The 16,357-nt window shown below is 68.5% G+C and carries 10 protein-coding genes; 4 read left to right on the top strand and 6 right to left on the bottom strand.

The window, feature by feature from the left end; all coding sequences use genetic code 11:
- Window positions 1-115 precede the first annotated feature (115 nt).
- The 6 genes from G7Z13_RS29595 to G7Z13_RS29570 form a co-directional block, all read right to left on the bottom strand.
- A complete protein-coding gene (locus G7Z13_RS29595; RefSeq protein WP_166003330.1) occupies window positions 116-658 on the bottom strand; it encodes a GNAT family N-acetyltransferase in 543 nt (180 codons plus the stop codon).
- Window positions 659-729: 71 nt separating this feature from the next.
- Window positions 730-2,784 carry an Hsp70 family protein gene (locus G7Z13_RS29590; protein ID WP_166003328.1) on the bottom strand — a complete coding sequence of 685 codons (2,055 nt, stop codon included), beginning with the start codon at window positions 2,782-2,784 and terminating at the stop codon, window positions 730-732.
- Entirely contained in the window at window positions 2,781-3,593 is an 813-nt protein-coding gene (locus G7Z13_RS29585) for a hypothetical protein (protein ID WP_166003326.1), read from the bottom strand. The genes G7Z13_RS29590 and G7Z13_RS29585 overlap by 4 nt, the downstream gene beginning before the upstream one ends.
- Window positions 3,593-5,365: a hypothetical protein gene (locus tag G7Z13_RS29580; protein WP_166003324.1), complete on the bottom strand. Its 1,773-nt coding sequence runs from the start codon at window positions 5,363-5,365 to the stop codon at window positions 3,593-3,595. The genes G7Z13_RS29585 and G7Z13_RS29580 overlap by 1 nt, the downstream gene beginning before the upstream one ends.
- 175 nt (window positions 5,366-5,540) lie before the next feature.
- Complete coding sequence (locus G7Z13_RS29575; RefSeq protein WP_240926383.1) at window positions 5,541-6,110, bottom strand: hypothetical protein; 570 nt, start codon at window positions 6,108-6,110, stop codon at window positions 5,541-5,543.
- A gap of 123 nt (window positions 6,111-6,233) precedes the next feature.
- Window positions 6,234-7,460: a DNA sulfur modification protein DndB gene (locus G7Z13_RS29570; protein WP_166003322.1), complete on the bottom strand. Its 1,227-nt coding sequence runs from the start codon at window positions 7,458-7,460 to the stop codon at window positions 6,234-6,236.
- 168 nt (window positions 7,461-7,628) lie between these two features.
- Here G7Z13_RS29570 and G7Z13_RS29565 point away from each other — a divergent pair, with 168 nt between their 5' ends.
- The 4 genes from G7Z13_RS29565 (at window position 7,629) to G7Z13_RS29550 (ending at window position 16,339) form a co-directional block, all read left to right on the top strand.
- Complete coding sequence (locus G7Z13_RS29565; protein WP_206313166.1) at window positions 7,629-9,836, top strand: N-6 DNA methylase; 2,208 nt, start codon at window positions 7,629-7,631, stop codon at window positions 9,834-9,836.
- Between the two features lie 106 nt (window positions 9,837-9,942).
- Window positions 9,943-11,934 (top strand): class I SAM-dependent DNA methyltransferase, encoded by a 1,992-nt coding sequence (locus G7Z13_RS29560; RefSeq protein ID WP_166003318.1) that lies wholly within the window; start codon window positions 9,943-9,945, stop codon window positions 11,932-11,934.
- Window positions 11,931-13,160 carry a restriction endonuclease subunit S gene (locus G7Z13_RS29555; RefSeq protein ID WP_166003316.1) on the top strand — a complete coding sequence of 410 codons (1,230 nt, stop codon included), beginning with the start codon at window positions 11,931-11,933 and terminating at the stop codon, window positions 13,158-13,160. Before G7Z13_RS29560 ends, G7Z13_RS29555 begins: the two co-directional genes overlap by 4 nt.
- A complete protein-coding gene (locus tag G7Z13_RS29550; RefSeq protein WP_166003314.1) occupies window positions 13,157-16,339 on the top strand; it encodes a type I restriction endonuclease in 3,183 nt (1,060 codons plus the stop codon). The genes G7Z13_RS29555 and G7Z13_RS29550 overlap by 4 nt, the downstream gene beginning before the upstream one ends.
- Window positions 16,340-16,357: the final 18 nt, after the last annotated feature.

Here is a 16,357-nt window from a genome sequence, read left to right as displayed (position 1 = left end):
CCCCGCGTCCAGCAGGGTGCTGGTGGCCGGGCTGCCGCCGGCATGATCGGGCCGGAGGCCGAGGAAGCCGTCTGGGCCCCACGGACAGCTGCCCAAGCCCTGGGAACGCAGCGCCTTACCGCCCCATCGGTATCTCGAAGTGGACGATCCCCTGCCCGCCCCCGGCGTCCTCGCGCTCGTCCCACACGACCTTGGCGAGCGACCGCCAGAAGCCCTCCGCACCCGGCACCGACGGATCCGTGTGCAAATAGACGGCCCGATACCCGCCGTCCGCCTCCGCGAACGCCACCAACTCCGCGACCAGTCGCCGCGCGAGCCCGCGCCTGCGGTGCTCCGGCCGGACGTACACCCGCCGCACCTGCGCGGTCGTCCCCGACGGGAACCACTCGGCGACCTGCCTCGGGTTCGGCGGATGCGCGGGGCCGCGGGCGTCGAGCGCGGCGGTGGCGACGACGTCCCCGCTGTCCTCTTCGACCGCCACCAGCAGGGTGTGGCGCTCAGGGGCCAGGTAGGCGGCGGCCGGATCGATGATGTCGCCGTGCCAGCGGGGCACGTACCCCGTGCCGAAGTCGCGGTACACGGTGTCGAGCATCACCGCCCGGGCGGCGTCCAGGTCTGCTGGGGTTGCCGGCCTGATGGTGTAGTCGCGGGGTTGCACTTGCGCATCATATGCAACAAAGGTGCTGATCGATGCGGGGCGGCCCGGGTACGCCGACCCCGCACCGTCGCTTAGACGAAGACCCAATCACGCTCCACTCGGGCCAGCTTCACGAACCGCCCTTTCTCCCCGACCCAGGGATGTGGCGTACGGAACCGCGTCATGTTGTCCATGGACACGACCACAGCGTCGAGCTGCTGCGCCACGTTCAGGACAGCCTGGGGCGAGGCGGAGGGAACGGTCACGATAAGTCCCTCGTCGATCGCCCGGTCCACCAGGTGCCGCTCGTCGTATTCGACGGCGTCAGCCAGGTCGGTACCGATCACGGTGACGACACGGTGGTCCGGGAAACGACGTCGGATCGCAGTCAGGGCCGAACCCAGCAGTCGCATGCTGGGGGCGCGCGGCGAGGCAGCGGTGCGCCCTGCCGTCATGATGCCGCGACCGTCGACGACCAAGGCGGGAGAGTCGGCGCCCGCCGGTTCCTCCGCGGCCTGTGTCTCGAATGACACCACCTCCTCGTAAGACGGCTGGGGGACAGCGACGGGAACGGCTGGTTCGTCGATGCGCCGGAGCAGCCGTTCCAGCTCCCTGTCGAGTCCGTGGGCGATCGGCGTACCGTCGGGACCGAAGCAGTCGAGTTCCTCGTCGAGGATGACGGTGCCGCTGTGCCTGGCCTTGGCATGGACCTTGAGGATGCCGCTGCGGTCGTAGTGGTAGTCGACGTCGAACACGTTGCTCGACGGGTCAGCGTTCGGCTGGGGCACCGGAAGTTCCAACCGGGCGAGCGGAAACGTCCGCTCGTCGTCCGCGGCTCGTTTCCCGTCGCCCTCGACGATCTCCAGGACCACCTTGGAAGCCCCGCGCACCGCGGGCATGGCACTGCGAGTGCCGCGCGCCGGCAGCGTCGAGTAGCGCGGAATCAACGTGGCGAACCCGCGCTGACCGCCCGCCTCGAAGGACAGACCGAGGTCATGGCTGGTGGCAACCGAAATGGTGGTGTCCGGAACCAGGCCGTCGATCTCGGCGGCCGTGATGGCCGCTCCACGAGCGACAGCGGTCATCGGCTTGCACAGGCGGGCGTCCACCACCTCACGCCCCAGCGCCCGCTCTACCTCCCTGCGTACCAACGGAATCTGCGAGGTGCCACCGATCATCAAGACGGCGTCGAGGTCGTCGGCGGTGAGCCCCACGTCCTGCAGACACTCCTCCAAAGGGATGAGCGCGCGGCGCACCAGCGGCTGCACCGCCTCCTCGAACTCCTCGCGGTGGATGACCACAGGAGCATGGCCCCCGAGCGGCTCGAAGAGCACCTGATCCGTGTCCGGCTGCGACAATGCGATCTTGGTCAGCTCGACATGACGCCGCCAGCGGCGAGCCTCCTGCCGCGTCAGGCGCTCGGGGTGGGTGCCGAGTTTGGTGAGCACCAACTTCACCAGTTCCTCGTCGAACTCGAGCCCGCCGAGGGCGGTGATCCCGCGCGAGGCCATCTCGTCGAAGATGCCGTCGTAGTGCTCGAGGACGGTGACGTCAATTGTGCCGCCGCCCCAGTCGAAAACGAGGAACCGGCCCTCCCCGGGAAAGTCGTGGGCATAACTGATCGCCGCTGCCGTCGGCTCGTTGATCAGTGCCTTCACCTTGATTCCGGCGAGCCGTGCCGCGGCCCGGGTACGGTAGCGCGCGGCTCCGGTGGCGTTCGCCGGCACCGTGACGACCGCCTCTTCCATGTCCCGCAGGTTCCGGCGCACGCCGGCCCGCATCCGGTCGAAGAGCGCGGCGGCCACCGCGGTGCTGCGGAACGGCTCATCGCCGAGCCAGACCTCGTGTTCCTCCGGCACCGTGCCCGCCGGGGTGAGGCCGCCCTCCTCCATGGCGCGCGGCCGGGAGGCCAGCATGCGCTTGACCGCGTCCTGCGGCTCTGCCGTCTCACACTTGGCCGACCAGCCGAAGACCAGCGTTCGCTGGATGTCCCGCAGTGAAACGACGGACGGGAAGAGTTCGTCGAAGCCGGGCCTGTTCCACTCGGCGGGCAGGGCGGCGCTGTCCACCCGGACTACCTCGGTGGCGCTGCCCGTCCACCGGGCGACGACGGAGTTGCTCGTACCGAAGTCGATGCCGTACGTCATCGGTCGGCACCCCCTTCCGGGTCGGACAAAGCAAGTTCGGACGGTAGCCGTCTCATCTCCCCACGCTGGATGACCCGGCCGGTCCGGCTGTCGACATAGGCCGGGGCGAGCACTTCGAAGGCGGTGCTGCCCACATGCTCAGCCGGGTTGATGAGGTTGAAGGCACCTGGGTCGGGGGCAGTGACACGCGTCAGTCCGGAGCGACGCATCTCTTGTTCCACCCGCAGCCGAACCGAGGAGATGTCTCCTGCCGTCTGCGCCGTGCGGTCGATCAGGGCCAACTGTGCCAGGTGCTCCTCGTGAACCCTCGTCGCGTTGAGCACCGCCGTGCGCAGTGCCTCGTCCACCGCTGCCTGGACGGCCTGCTGCACCAGCGTGCCCATCTTTCCCGCGGTCGACTGCGCGCCCGCGATGGCTGCGTCCAGTTCAGCGGTGAGCCGTCGACCGACTTCTTGAGCCGCGCTGGCCCCGGCCTTCATCGCCGCGCGGTCCACCTTCGCCGCGATCTTGTCGCTGAGGATGCGGAACATCACCTCGGGGTCCGAGCGCGGATCGACCAGCGGGCCCGCCTCGGCTGCCGGGTCGGACGAGTCCGCCACGGCCTCGTCGACTCGCTGGTCACTCGGCCGTTCCAGCCGTGATGCATCAGGGTTGTTGCGTTGCCGTCGCTGGGTCGTCGCACTGCTGTCCGTCCGGGACCGGGAACGCCTCTTGCTCTTGTTGCCAGGCTTGCCACGCACTCCTTCGAATTCCGGGATCCGACGAGGCTCGGACGCCGGTTTTTTGCGGGGGTTCTGGTTCGAAGGCATCAGTGCTCGTTCCTCAGTCTTCCGGCACAGCGGCCGATGATCTCCTTGGCCGCCTCGGCGGCGGTCCATGACTTTTCCTGCTCGGTACTGGGCTTCGTACGGCGTGCCATCGGCTGCGGGTCCGGCTGCAACAGGGGACTGCGGTCGTCGGGCACCCAGAGGAACCGCTCGTTCAACGGAATGTCGTACAGAGTCTCCCCGGCCTCACCGAGCCGTCGCGCCGTCTCGATGCGTCGAATGCGATCCTTCGCGCCGTTGATGTACTCGAGTCGCTCCGCTGGTACCTGTCGCCGCAGATCGCGCCATCCCTGCACCCACTCCGTGGAACCGTGCTCGACGCACAGGGCCAGATAGGGGTTGAGGACCTCACTGGGCTTTGACTTGAGCCTCAGCGACTGCAGCAGCTCGCTGAGGGAGCGCAGCCGGTGCCGTTGCCTTCCGTCCACTCCTCCGCGCTGCTTGCCCCCTCGCTTCAGCACGTCTTCCAGGAGGCCGACGCCTTGGTCGAGTCGGTCCCGCTCACCGGGGCGTGCGTAGAGGAACATCAAGTAGGCCTGCACAGCCCGCGCTTCTCGATCCGCGTTGCCGGCAGCGCCCCGGGACTCCGGGTTCCGGAGCACAGCGGCCTGTTGCAGGGCGGCCCGCACCACGGTCTCCGTTTGATCCGGTTCACATGCCATGGCCCAATGGATGTCGTCCAGCAATCGGTAGAGACGACGGGTGCCGGCCCAGTAGTGGAAGGGCGTACTGCCGGAGATCAGGCGGCCGTCAGGAACGCAGTCCTCCAGGAGACCGAACAGCGATCGGTCCCGGCCGAGACGGCCGTCCACAGGTCCACCCTGCCGGATGCGCCGGAGGGACAGCAAGAGATCTGCGAGGTCCACGGGAAGGTCTCCGGCGTGCGAGGCCGCAACGTCCACAACGGAGGCGTCTCCGGCGAGAAGAGCGGAACGCAGACTCCACTCGTCGTGGCGGCCATCGACCGGATCGACCGTGCCGCCCGCCGCCAAGGCACGGCGACGTTTTTCGTCGTGCCACTCCAACGCTTCCACGTCGGCGTCACTGAGCCGTCCCGGGTCCAGGCGTGCCGTCAGATAGCCGGTCCGTTCCCCCACCCCGGGCGCCAACTGCGCGAGCACCTCTCGGCGGAGGGCCCCCTGGTCGACCAGGTCGTCGACGACCGGTAGCGGCAGGCGCTCGGCGAGTCGTTGCCACGCCACCGCGGCAAGCAGGCCATGCCTCTGTGCTTCAGTGGCCTCGAGATGGAGCTGCCAGGCGTCGAGGGAGGTCGGTTCGGTCCGGGGGGCGGGCAGACGCCCGGAGCGCAGTGCCTCAGCGCGTGAACGGTCCTCCTCACTGAGGACGCAAAGGCCGCCGCTCGCCAGATCGAGAAGATGACCGAGAGCGGTCAGCGGTTCCGCACGGCGCAGCAGTTCGACCGTCTCGAGCGCCATGGTCCCCAGCGGGTCGCCGGACGCAGAGGCACGAGTGCGCATGCCTTCGAGCCACGCTGGTTCCTCACCGAGTTCCTCGAGTACTCGTTCCAGTACATGAGTGACGCGCGTCGGCAGCCGCACCAGCGAAGGAGCTGGATTCACCGCAGACGGGGCATCAACCGGCTCGACCGACAGGTTTTCCGCACGCGCACGGCGCCGTGCGTGCAGGGGCGCGACGGCCCCACTCTCGCGGGCGCGTCGACGCTGTTCCCGTCGTGCCAACTCCGCGCGCCTCAGCTCTTCGAGATCCGCTGAGGCAGCCGACTCGCTGGTCATCGGCTCATCCCTCCCCACCCCCGTGCCCGCCCGGCCCTCCCCGATCGACGCGGTCACGGTGATCGACCTGATGGTAAGGCAGACAACAGGTGCCTTCGTAATTGCATGTCACACGCCGCCAGGGGATACCGCGCTCAGCCGGATACGCGGCTTCCTGGACGTCTCCCTGGGCGGGTCAGCCGACCCGCTGCCACTCCTGGCACCGGTTGGTCTTGAAGTACTCGCCGTCGTTGAGGGTCACCCGGCCCGGCCCTTGGAGGTTGTTGTTCGCGATGATCGCCCCGAACTCGCCACTGGCGTCCTTGGCCCGCTCCCAGTAGCAGCCCCACTCGTCCTCCGGACCCACCGTCTTGTAGGTGCCGGCCTTGATGTCCTCCCCGACCGAGTATTCGCCCTCGCCGGAGAATCGGGTCGCCGGACCGGGGGCCTTCGTCTGCTTGGGCTTGGCGATGACCGTCTCAGTGACGGTGGGCGCGGGTTCGGGGGCTACGGCCTCGGCAGTCTCGGTGACGGTGACAGTGGGGCGAGGCCCAGCGTTGCCATCGGCGCTCTTCTTCTCGGTCTCCGCCGAACCACTGCTGCTGCCGATACCGACTCCGACGAACAGAGAAACAAGGGCGACCGCCCCGTACTTCAGCCACCGTCTGGGACCCCAATCGGGCTTTGCGGGGCTTACGGGCGCGTCGAGGCCGAGGGGGCCCTGCGGTCCGTACTCGGGCGGCGGGGAGGGCTGCTGGAAGCTCATGGCCGTACTCCGTTCCGGAGGTGCCTGTCTTCGGGTATGCGCGATGCGATCGGGATGCGCGGCGCGACAGCCGCCTCGGTTCGGCCCCTTCCGCGATCGGGTGGGCCGTGGCCGTGCCGGGGCTCAGAGGCCGCGGATCCTCCGGCCCGCCTCGGTGGCGGGGTAGAGGATCGCGTCGGCGACCCGGCCGCCGGAGTCCTTCACCCCGCCGCTGAAGTTGAGGCGGCCGGAGGTGCCGGTCTTGGCCGCGACCCCGTCCCAGTACTTCGCCTCCCGCTCCCAGCGGATGCCGTCGAGGAGGCGGACCAGGTCGTCCGTACGGAAGGCGGACGCCGGGTCGGACCACGGCATGGCGTGGTGGACGGCGATGCCGATGCCGGCGAGGACGGCCGGCGCGGTGATGGCGGTGCGCTCGATGAAGTCCCGGGCGTGGCGGGTGATCAACTCCCCGAGGACCGGTACGACCGCGGCCTCGACCTGCTCGGTCCGGTACCCGGCCGGCAGCTCGTCCTCGTGTACGGACTCGGCGGACCTCTGCAGACCGTTCCGTCCGTAGAGCGCAGTGACGACGAGGGCCCGCAGCGCGGAGAGGGTGACGACCTCACGGTCGCTCGCGGACACCTGTCGCTTGCTGACATTGACGAGTCGCGCGAACGGAACCCGCTGCCCGTCCACGTCCACCCTGACCGAGTCGGCGACCAGATGCGCGAGCCGGGTGCCGAAGTCGCGCTGGTCCATGGACATCGCGAGGTTCTTCGCGACAGCCACACCCTGCACGTTGCGGTCGTAGAAGATCTGCCGCGCGTCCGCCGGAGCAAGGTCGATGTACAGCTCGAAAGGGATGCGCACCTGGCTGAGTTCCGGGTACGTCAGACCGTACGCCTCGGGGTCGTCGTAGAGGTCGTGCCAGGCGGTGGTCTGGGTCTCGCCGTCGATGGCGATGACCATCGTTCCCGGCGCGATCGTGAGGGTCCGCAGGCCGCTGCCGGGGACGAGTTCGTCACTGATGGCGGCGAGCGGTCCGGCGTGCCACAGGGTGACCGGCGGCGTGGACCAGGCAGCACCGAGCTCGCCCTTGAGACCGGCAGCGATGTACTCGGCGTAGGGGCGGACGTTCTTGCCCTTCTGCGAGGACTTCAGCGTGCGCTGCACAGTGGCCCTCATCTCCGCGTGACGTCGCACCAGGCCCGAGGCCGCCTTGAGCTTGCGCGGGTCCTCCTCGGCACGGGGCGAGGGCACGAGCTGGACGAGCGTCGGAACGGACATGGTCCCCACGACGGCGTCGGAACGGAACGGCGCGACCGTGAGCTGGGTTCCCTCGATCACGGCGGTCGGCATGGTCAGGCTCATGGGACTTCCCCCGAACTGTCTCGATGACGTGCCCGCACGGCACGCACTCCCTAGCTGGAAGCGTCTCCAGGTAAGCACTGCACTGAAAGCACTGTCAAACGCATTGACAGACTTGACGCCTGTTGTAAGTTGTTGACTGTCCCCATACGAGAGGCCCGGACACGCGCCATGCCCCAACCATCCGCCCAGGTGACTGCCGCCGAGATCTCCCGCATCGCGGGAGTCACGCGCGCCACGGTCAGCAACTGGCGCCGTCGGCACGAAGACTTTCCCGAGCCGTCCGGAGGCACGGAGAGCAGTCCCCTGTACGACCTGGAGGCCGTGCGGGCCTGGCTGGCCTCACGCGGGCACCCGTCGGCGGCGAGTCCCTCGGAGGAGCTCCGCACGGTTCTCCGCCTGCACGCGCAGGAGGGCGGCGTGCCCGAGAGCCTGCCGCTCCTGGTTCTGGCGTCGGCGGGCCGCTCAGCGCAAGAGCTGAGCGACATCACACGGCTGCCGGACGCGGCACTCGCCGCCCGCGCGCTACAGGACGCGACGTCCGCGGCCGACGCCGTGCCGACCGCGGAGACCGCTCGTTTCGAGGCGGGCGACGCGGCGGTGCTCCGCGCGCTGTACGCGTGTGTACGCGAGGAGGGCGGCCAGGCCGCGCTGGGCGTGCTCGCGGAGCGGGAGCTGGAGGACAGCGCCGCGTCTGGCGCCTACCGCACCCCCGCACCGCTGGCGGACCTGCTCGCCCGCCTGATCCCCGGCGCCCCGGCTCGTGTCCTGGACCCGGCCTGCGGCAGCGGCACCCTGCTGGCGACCGCCGCCCGCCGGGGGGCTCGTGAGCTGTACGGCCAGGACACGCTCCCCGTACAGGCCCGGCGCAGCGCCGTGAGCCTGCGCTTGACGGCCCCGGAGGCCGCGGTCACCGTACGCGCCGCCGACAGTCTCCGCGCCGATGCCTTCCCTGGTCTGCTCGCTGACGCGGTGCTGTGCAACCCGCCGTACGGCGTGCGGGACTGGGGCCACGACGAGCTCGCGTACGACCCGCGCTGGGCGTACGGCGTGCCGGCCCGCGCGGAGTCGGAGCTGGCCTGGGTGCAGCACGCGCTCGCCCACCTCGTCCCCGGCGGTTACGCGGTGCTGCTGCTGCCGCCGGCCACAGCCGGGCGCGCGTCGGGGCGCCGGGTACGGGCGGAACTCGTACGCAGCGGCGCGCTGCGCGCGGTGATCGCGCTGCCGGTCGGTGCGGCGGTGCCGCTGCACGTGGCGCTTCAGGTGTGGGTGCTGCAACGGCCCGAGCCGGGCGGCCCCGAGCGCAAGTCGGTGCTGTTCGTGGACACGGCGGCGGACGCGGCGACCGGCACGGCGACGGCGGCCGGACGCGGGGGAACGGCGCTGACAGCGCGCACGCGGGGCGAAAGCCGCTCCGCCTCCGTCGACTGGGAGGGAATCACGGCGCGCGCCCTGGACGCGTGGCGGGCGTTCAGGAAGAGCCCGGACACCTTCGAGGGCGAACCCGGTGTCGCGCACGCGGTCGGCGTGGTGGATCTGCTGGACGACGTGGTGGACCTGACCCCGGCACGGCTCGTCCGGGCGTCACGGGCCGAGGTCGACCCGGCGGAACTGTCGGCCGAAGTCGACGCCGCGCGCCGGAACCTCGCCGAGGCCGCGCGGTCCCTCGCGCGGGCGGCGGGCCATGAGGGCTGGAGCGCCGCGGGTGCCTCGGCCCGCGAGTGGCGGACGGCGACCGCGTCCGACCTCGCGCGTGGCGGGGCGCTCACCCTGCTGCGGACACAACCGGACAGCGTGCGCCCCCGCACAAAGGCCGCAGGCGGTGGGTTCGACGGGGGCGGGAGACCCGAGACTCGGGCGGTGCTCACCAGCTCGGACATCGCGACCGGGTCAGGGCCCACCGGCGACCGGACGGGGCTGTCCGACGACACGGCACCCGTGATCGCCGTCGGGGACGTCCTTGTACGGGCGGTCGCGAGCGCGGACGGCCCGATGGCCCGGGTCGCGGGCGACGAGGACGCCGGGGCGCTGCTCGGCCCCCACATCCACCTGTTCCGGCCGGACCCGGCCCGCCTGGACGCCTGGTTCCTCGCCGGGTTCCTGGGGGCGGAGGAGAACATCGCGGGCGCGTCGACGGGCAGCACGGTGCTGACGGTCAGCCCGGGCCGGCTGCGCGTGCCCCTGCTGCCGCTGGAGGAGCAGCGGCGGTACGGGGAAGCGTTCCGGCACGTGCACGAGCTCCGGGCGGAGGCACGGCGGGCGACCCTGCTGGCGGAGGAGACGGCACGGCTGCTGGCGGGCGGGCTCACGGGCGGGCAGCTGCTGCCGTCGCGGGACGCGGCGGAGGCGGGTGGCCGGGGTGGCGATGCACCCCATTAGGCACACCGCTTCTCACACATAGACCACACTTGTCGGACCGTCCTAGGCAGACCGATCTCCTCGGACGGTGGGGTTGGGACATTTCGGAAGGAACCTGGGGATCCAGTTGAACAGCAGTAAGCACACGGAGTTGGCGAACCACGCGTGGTCCGTCGCCGACCTCCTGCGGGGGGACTACAAGCAGTCCGACTACGGCAAGGTCATCCTGCCGTTCACGGTGCTGCGGCGACTGGAGTGCGTGCTGGAACCGACCCGCGAGAAGGTCGCCGAGATCGCGGAGCAGTACAAGGACGGCGACATCGACCCGGACCGCTTCCTGCGCCGGGCCTCGGGCCACGCCTTCTACAACCGGTCCAACCTGACCCTGAAGAAGATCGCGGCGGACCCGCAGAACGCGGCGAAGAACCTCACGGTGTACGTCGGGGCGTTCTCCGACAACGCCCGCGGCGTCCTGGACCGCTTCGAGTTCGCCCAGCAGATCAAGCGGCTGGACGGCGCGGGGCTGCTCTACCAGGTCATCGGCAGGTTCACCGACCTGGACCTGCGTCCCGAGGTCGTGCCCAACCACAACATGGGCTACATCTTCGAGGAGCTGATCCGCCGCTTCTCCGAGCAGTCCAACGAGACGGCCGGTGAGCACTTCACCCCGCGTGAGGTCATCCAGCTGATGGTGCGGCTGCTGGTCGCCCCGGACGGTGACGCGCTCCAGTTGCCGGGCGCGGTGCGCACGGTGCTCGACCCGGCCTGCGGCACGGGCGGCATGCTCTCCGCGATGGACGACCTCATCAAGGACCTGAACCCGGACGCCACGGTCGAGGTGTACGGGCAGGAGCTCAACCCCGAATCATGGGCGATCTGTCGGTCCGACCTGATGATCAAGGGCCAGGACCCGGAGAACATCGCCTTCGGCAACTCCTTCTCCGACGACGGCCACGCCCGCAAGACCTTCGACTACATGCTGGCCAACCCGCCGTTCGGTGTGGAGTGGAAGAAGGTCAAGGAAGCGGTCGAGCACGAGCACAAGGCGCTGGGCGAGGCCGGCCGCTTCGGCGCGGGGCTCCCGCGCATCAACGACGGCTCGCTGCTGTTCCTCCAGCACATGATCGACAAGATGAAGCCGGTGGACGTCAACGGCAAGGGCGGCTCGCGCCTGGCGATCGTCTTCAACGGCTCCCCGCTCTTCACGGGTGCGGCCGGCTCGGGCGAGTCGGAGATCCGCCGCTGGATTCTGGAGAACGACTGGCTCGAGGGCATCGTCGCCCTGCCGGACCAGCTGTTCTACAACACCGGCATCTCGACGTACTTCTGGATCCTGACCAACCGCAAGAGCCCGGACCACAAGGGCAAGGTCGTCCTGCTGGACGCCCGCGACCAGTGGCAGAAGATGCGGAAGTCGCTGGGCGACAAGCGCAAGGAGCTGGGCAAGGAGCACATCGCCACGGTGGTCAAGCTGTACGGCGAGGCGCTGGCCGTCGCGGACGATCCGGAGCACCCGCTGCACGGCAAGGTGAAGGTCTTCCGCAACGAGGACTTCGGCTACCAGCGGATCACGGTGGAACGCCCGCTGAAGCTGCGCTTCGAGATCACGGAGGAGACGCTGGCCGCGCTGGAGGCGTCCAAGCCGATCCAGAAGCTGCCGCAGGCTCCGGCGCTGACGGACGCGTTTAAGTCCCTGATGGACACGAGCTGGGCCACCAAGCAGGAGGCCTGGCTCGCGTTGAAGGACGCGGTGGTGCAGGCCGGCGGGACCTGGCCGACGGGGGCGCCGTTCAACAAGGCGTTGCGGGATGTCATCGGGGTGCGGGACCCGGAGGGCGAGGTGCAGCGCGTCAAGGGTGAGCCCGAGCCGGACGCGGAGCTTCGGGACTACGAGAACGTGCCGCTGGGCGAGGACGTCGAAGAGTACCTGGCACGGGAGGTCCACCCGCACGTGCCGGACGCGTGGATCGACCACAGCAAGACGAAGATCGGGTACGAGATCCCGTTCACGCGGCACTTCTACGTGTACGAGCCGCCTCGGCCGCTGGCGGAGATCGACGCGGAGTTGAAGGCGCTGGAGGCAGAGATTCAGATCCTGCTCTCGGAGGTGACCGAGTGATTGCTGTGACGCCACTGAAACGCGTAGCTCGCATTCAATACGGACTTGGCCAACCGCCACCCCTTTCCGAGTCCGGTATCCCCATTATCCGGGCAACCAACATCTCCCGCGGCCAAATCACCGAAAAGGATCTTCTTCGGGCTAAGCCCGAAAATCTTCCCCTCAATAGGGCTCCCCTGCTGACCGAAGGAGAAATTCTTGTCGTTCGGAGCGGCGCACACACCGGAGATTCAGCGAGGGTACCCAGGGAGTGGGCTGGAAGCGCTCCGGGATATGATCTGCGCGTCACTCCTCTCACCATCGACTCTAGGTACGCTGCCTGGTCCCTGCTGAGCTCCGCTGCTGTTGAACAAATGAAGCTGGCAAGCTCTCGGGCAGCTCAATCTCACCTCAATGCTGAAGAACTCGGCGCTGTGGAAATCAATCTGCCTCCACTGGCAGAGCAACACCGCATCGCCGATTTCCTCGACGCCGAAACTGCCCGAATGGATGCCCTGCTTGCACACCGCACCCGACAAACAGCCCTGCTGGAGCAATCCGACGACAGCGTCGTCACTGAGATGCTTGATCGTGCCAGCGGTCAGCCCGCTCGCCTCAAGCATCTGGCCACGAAGATCACAAGCGGCCCGCGCGGCTGGGGTGACCTCGTTGCCGACAGCGGCAGCTTGTTCCTGCGGATCACCAACATTCCGAGGCGGGGTATCCAGCTCGACCTCCGGGACTCGCTCTACGTCGACGCCGAACCCGGACCGGAACGCGAGAGGTCTCGCACTCACGTAGGTGACATCCTCGTCAGCATCACCGCAGATATTGGGTCGGTTGCCTTGGTGGATGAACGTGGCGCTGACGGAAACGTCAGCCAACACGTCGCCCTCGTCCGACCCAACCCGACGACCTGCTCCCCTAAGTGGCTGGCCTACGCACTGAAGTCCGCCCGGTCAAAACAGACGCTACGGATGAACAGTTATGGAGGAACGAAGGTTGGGTTGGGGCTCGGCGACATCGCTAACCTTGATCTTGATGTTCCGTCATTGCCCGCACAGGAAGTAATCGCTGCGCGGATCGAAGACGCCTTGGAGCGCCGAGAGATGCTTCGCCGTGCCATGTCCGAACAAATCGATCTCTTGAAGGAGCGCCGCCAAGCCCTCATCACCGCCGCCGTAACCGGCCAGTTCGACGTATCCACCGCCAGCGGCCGCAACGTCACCGAAGGAGTCTCCGCATGAGCCCCGTGCACGACGAGTCCTCCTTCGGGGCCGCCATCGTCGCCGCCCTCTGTGAGCGCGGCTGGCGCGAGGCGAACCCCGAGGACTACCAGGCCGACCTCGGGCTCGACACCAAGGAGCTCTTCACCTTCATCGGTGCGACCCAGCCCAACGAGTGGAGCGAACTGCTCACCGTCTACGGCGGTGACCCCAACGAGGCCCAGCGCGGTTTCGCCCAGCGTCTTGACCGAGCCATCGCCGATGACGGCCTCCTCCACGTCCTCCGCAACGGCGTGAAGGACCGCGGGGTCCGTCTCCGCGTTGCCTACTTCAAGCCCAACCTCATTTCCGCCGACTCGGTCCTCAACGGCTACCGCGCCAACCGCCTCACCGTCGTCCGGGAGCTCCCCTACGCCACCAAGCAGGCCGACTGGGGCCACCGCCTCGACCTCACCCTGTTCCTCAACGGCATCCCCGTCGCCACCGCCGAGCTGAAGAACCCGCTCACCGGACAGGGTGTCGAGCAGGCCAAGGAGCAGTACCGGACCGACCGGGACCCGACCGAGCTGATCTTCACGCGCCGCGTGATCGCCAACTTCGCCGTCGACCCGGACCTGGTCTTCGTCACCACGCAGCTGCGCGGCAAGAGCACCCAGTTCCTGCCCTTCAACACCGGATCGAACGGCCCCGGCCAGCCCGGCGGCGCCGGCAACCCTGCGCCCACGGCCCCTGGCAAGTACGCCACCTCCTACCTCTGGGAAGAGGTCTGGCAGCGGGACAACTGGCTCGACCTGCTCCAGCGTTTCGTGCACCAGCAGAAGCACAAGACGCCCGGCGGCAGCACCACCAGGACGACGATCTTCCCCCGCTTCCACCAGTGGGACGTGGTACGGAAGCTCACCGCGCACGCGTCCGTTCACGGTGCCGGCCAGAACTACCTGGTCATGGCCTCCGCCGGCTCCGGCAAGTCGAACACCATCGGCTGGCTGGCTCACCGCCTCAGCGACCTGCACGCCCGCAACGATCCCGCGGTCCTGCGACCCGACGCCCTCGCCGACGGTCGTATCAAGCCGGGTGAGCCCGTGTTCGACAAGGTCATCGTCATCACCGACCGCCGCGCGCTAGACGCTCAGCTCTCGGCGACCGTCGGCAGCTTCTCGCAGACCGACGGCTTGGTCGTGAAGATCGACGAGAAGCACGGGGCCAAAAGCGAGCAGCTCGCCCGTGCCCTCTCCCGGGACACCGGGAAGATCGTCACGGTCACCCTGCACTCGTTCCCGGCTCTGCTGGACTACATCAAGCGCAACCCCACCGAGATCAAGGGCACCCGTTTCGCGATCATCGTGGACGAGGCGCACTCTTCCCAGTCCGGCGACGCCGCCACCGCCGTGAAGTCCGCCCTGCGCGACCTCGGCCTGGACGCCGACTCGGACGACGAGGGCGCGACCGCGGTCACTGTAGACGACAAGCTCAAGGCGAAGGCGGTGGAGCGCTCCCGGGCCGCCAACCTTTCCTACTTCGCCTTCACCGCCACCCCCAAGGCCAAGACCCTCGAACTCTTCGGCACGGAAGGCGTGGAGAACGGCAAGACCGTCTATCGGCCCTTCCACACCTACTCCATGCGCCAGGCCATCGAGGAAGGCTTCATCCTCGACCCGCTGCGCAACTACGTTACGTACAACACCTACTGGAAACTGGTGAACCAGAACCCGGACGAAAAGGAGGTCGACCCCTCCAAGGCGAACTCCCTCCTCGCCCGGTTCGCGCTCACCCACGAGCACACCGTCTCCCAGCACGCCCAGGTGATCGTCGAGCACTTCGTCGCCCACACCCGTGGCCGGCTCGGCGGGCGCGCCAAGGCCATGGTCGTCACGGCTTCCCGCCAGTCCGCCGTGGAGATGGCCCGCGCCATTCGCAGTTACATCGCCGACCGCAACTACGACACCAGGTACCCGGACCTCGGCGTTCTGGTCGCCTTCTCCGGGTCCCTCACCATCGACGGCGAGGAGACCACCGAGAGCAAGGAGAACGGCGGCCTACCGGAGAGCGCACTGCCGAAGGCGTTCGGCTACACCCGTGCCGACGACAAGACCGTAAAGGCCGGCGGCAAGGGGCAGCAGGAGTACCGGATCCTGGTCGTCGCCGAGAAGTACCAGACCGGCTTCGACCAGCCGCTCCTGACGACGATGTACGTCAACAAGACGCTGACCGGCATCGCCGCCGTGCAGACCCTCTCCCGCCTCAACCGCACCGCCGAACGCAAGTCTCAGGCCGACCTCGCCGTCCTAGACTTCGTCAACGACGCCGAGGACATCCAGGACGCCTTCCGTCCGTACTTCGAGGAGGCGCACACCCTGCCCTCCGACCCGAACCTCCTCTACACAGCTCAGAGCCGCGTCATGTCCGCGCCGATCATCTCGGAGCAGGACATGGACGAGTTCGTCTCCGCGTACTTCGCGGCGCAGGAGAAGGCCGGCGGCTCCCAGGCCAAGTGGGAGAAGCTGCACGCCGAGCTGTACCGGCTCCTCTCCCCCGCCGTCACCCGCTTCACCGCCCTCCTGGAGAGCGAGGAGGAGGACGACGTCGAGACGGCCGAGGACTTCCGGGCCAATCTCAACGACTACGTCCGCAAGTACGGCTTTCTGGCGCAGATCGTGCCGTACCACGACGCCGAGCTGGAGCGCCTGTACCTGTACGGCCGCTACCTGCTCAACCGCCTCCCCCGCCTCGCGGACGGTGGAGTCGACATAGGCGAGGTCGACCTCAGCCACCTGCGCGTCGAGAAGACCGGCGAGCACGACGTGTCCCTCAGCCCTGAGGGCGCCGCTGAGCTCAAGGGGTTCGGTGACGGGGTCGGCGGCGCGAAGGACGCCGAAAAGTCACTGCTGTCCGAGCTGATCGAGAAGTTCAACGCCAAGTTCGGCACGGAGTTCACCGAGGAGGACGTCCTCCCGGCGTTCAACGCCACCAAGGAGGACCCGAAGGTCCGGGCCGCCGCCCTCGTCAATGACGAGGAGAACTTCGGCATCGTCTTCGACAAGAAGTTCGAGGAGAACATGATGGATCATGTCTCCACGATCGAGACCCTCGGCCAGCGGTACTTCGGCACGGACCGGAACTTCAAGTCCAACCTCGACCGCAGCGCCCGCCGCGCGGCCTGGCGGATGATCCGCCGGGAGGAAGGGCTGGACGACATCTGACACGGGGAGGGCTCGGTG

Source organism: Streptomyces sp. JB150 (assembly GCF_011193355.1).
Lineage (GTDB): Bacteria > Actinomycetota > Actinomycetes > Streptomycetales > Streptomycetaceae > Streptomyces.
This window is presented reverse-complemented; position numbering and strand designations above follow the sequence as displayed.

Excerpts from the sequence above, each read along its gene's own strand:
- G7Z13_RS29565 (WP_206313166.1), top strand. The coding sequence starts at position 7,629 with ATGCCCCAACCATCCGCCCAGGTGACTGCCGCCGAGATCTCCCGCATC.
- G7Z13_RS29575 (WP_240926383.1), bottom strand. The coding sequence starts at position 6,110 with ATGAGCTTCCAGCAGCCCTCCCCGCCGCCCGAGTACGGACCGCAGGGC.
- G7Z13_RS29585 (WP_166003326.1), bottom strand. The coding sequence starts at position 3,593 with ATGCCTTCGAACCAGAACCCCCGCAAAAAACCGGCGTCCGAGCCTCGT.
- G7Z13_RS29590 (WP_166003328.1), bottom strand. The coding sequence starts at position 2,784 with ATGACGTACGGCATCGACTTCGGTACGAGCAACTCCGTCGTCGCCCGG.
- G7Z13_RS29550 (WP_166003314.1), top strand. The coding sequence starts at position 13,157 with ATGAGCCCCGTGCACGACGAGTCCTCCTTCGGGGCCGCCATCGTCGCC.
- G7Z13_RS29580 (WP_166003324.1), bottom strand. The coding sequence starts at position 5,365 with ATGACCAGCGAGTCGGCTGCCTCAGCGGATCTCGAAGAGCTGAGGCGC.
- G7Z13_RS29570 (WP_166003322.1), bottom strand. The coding sequence starts at position 7,460 with ATGAGCCTGACCATGCCGACCGCCGTGATCGAGGGAACCCAGCTCACG.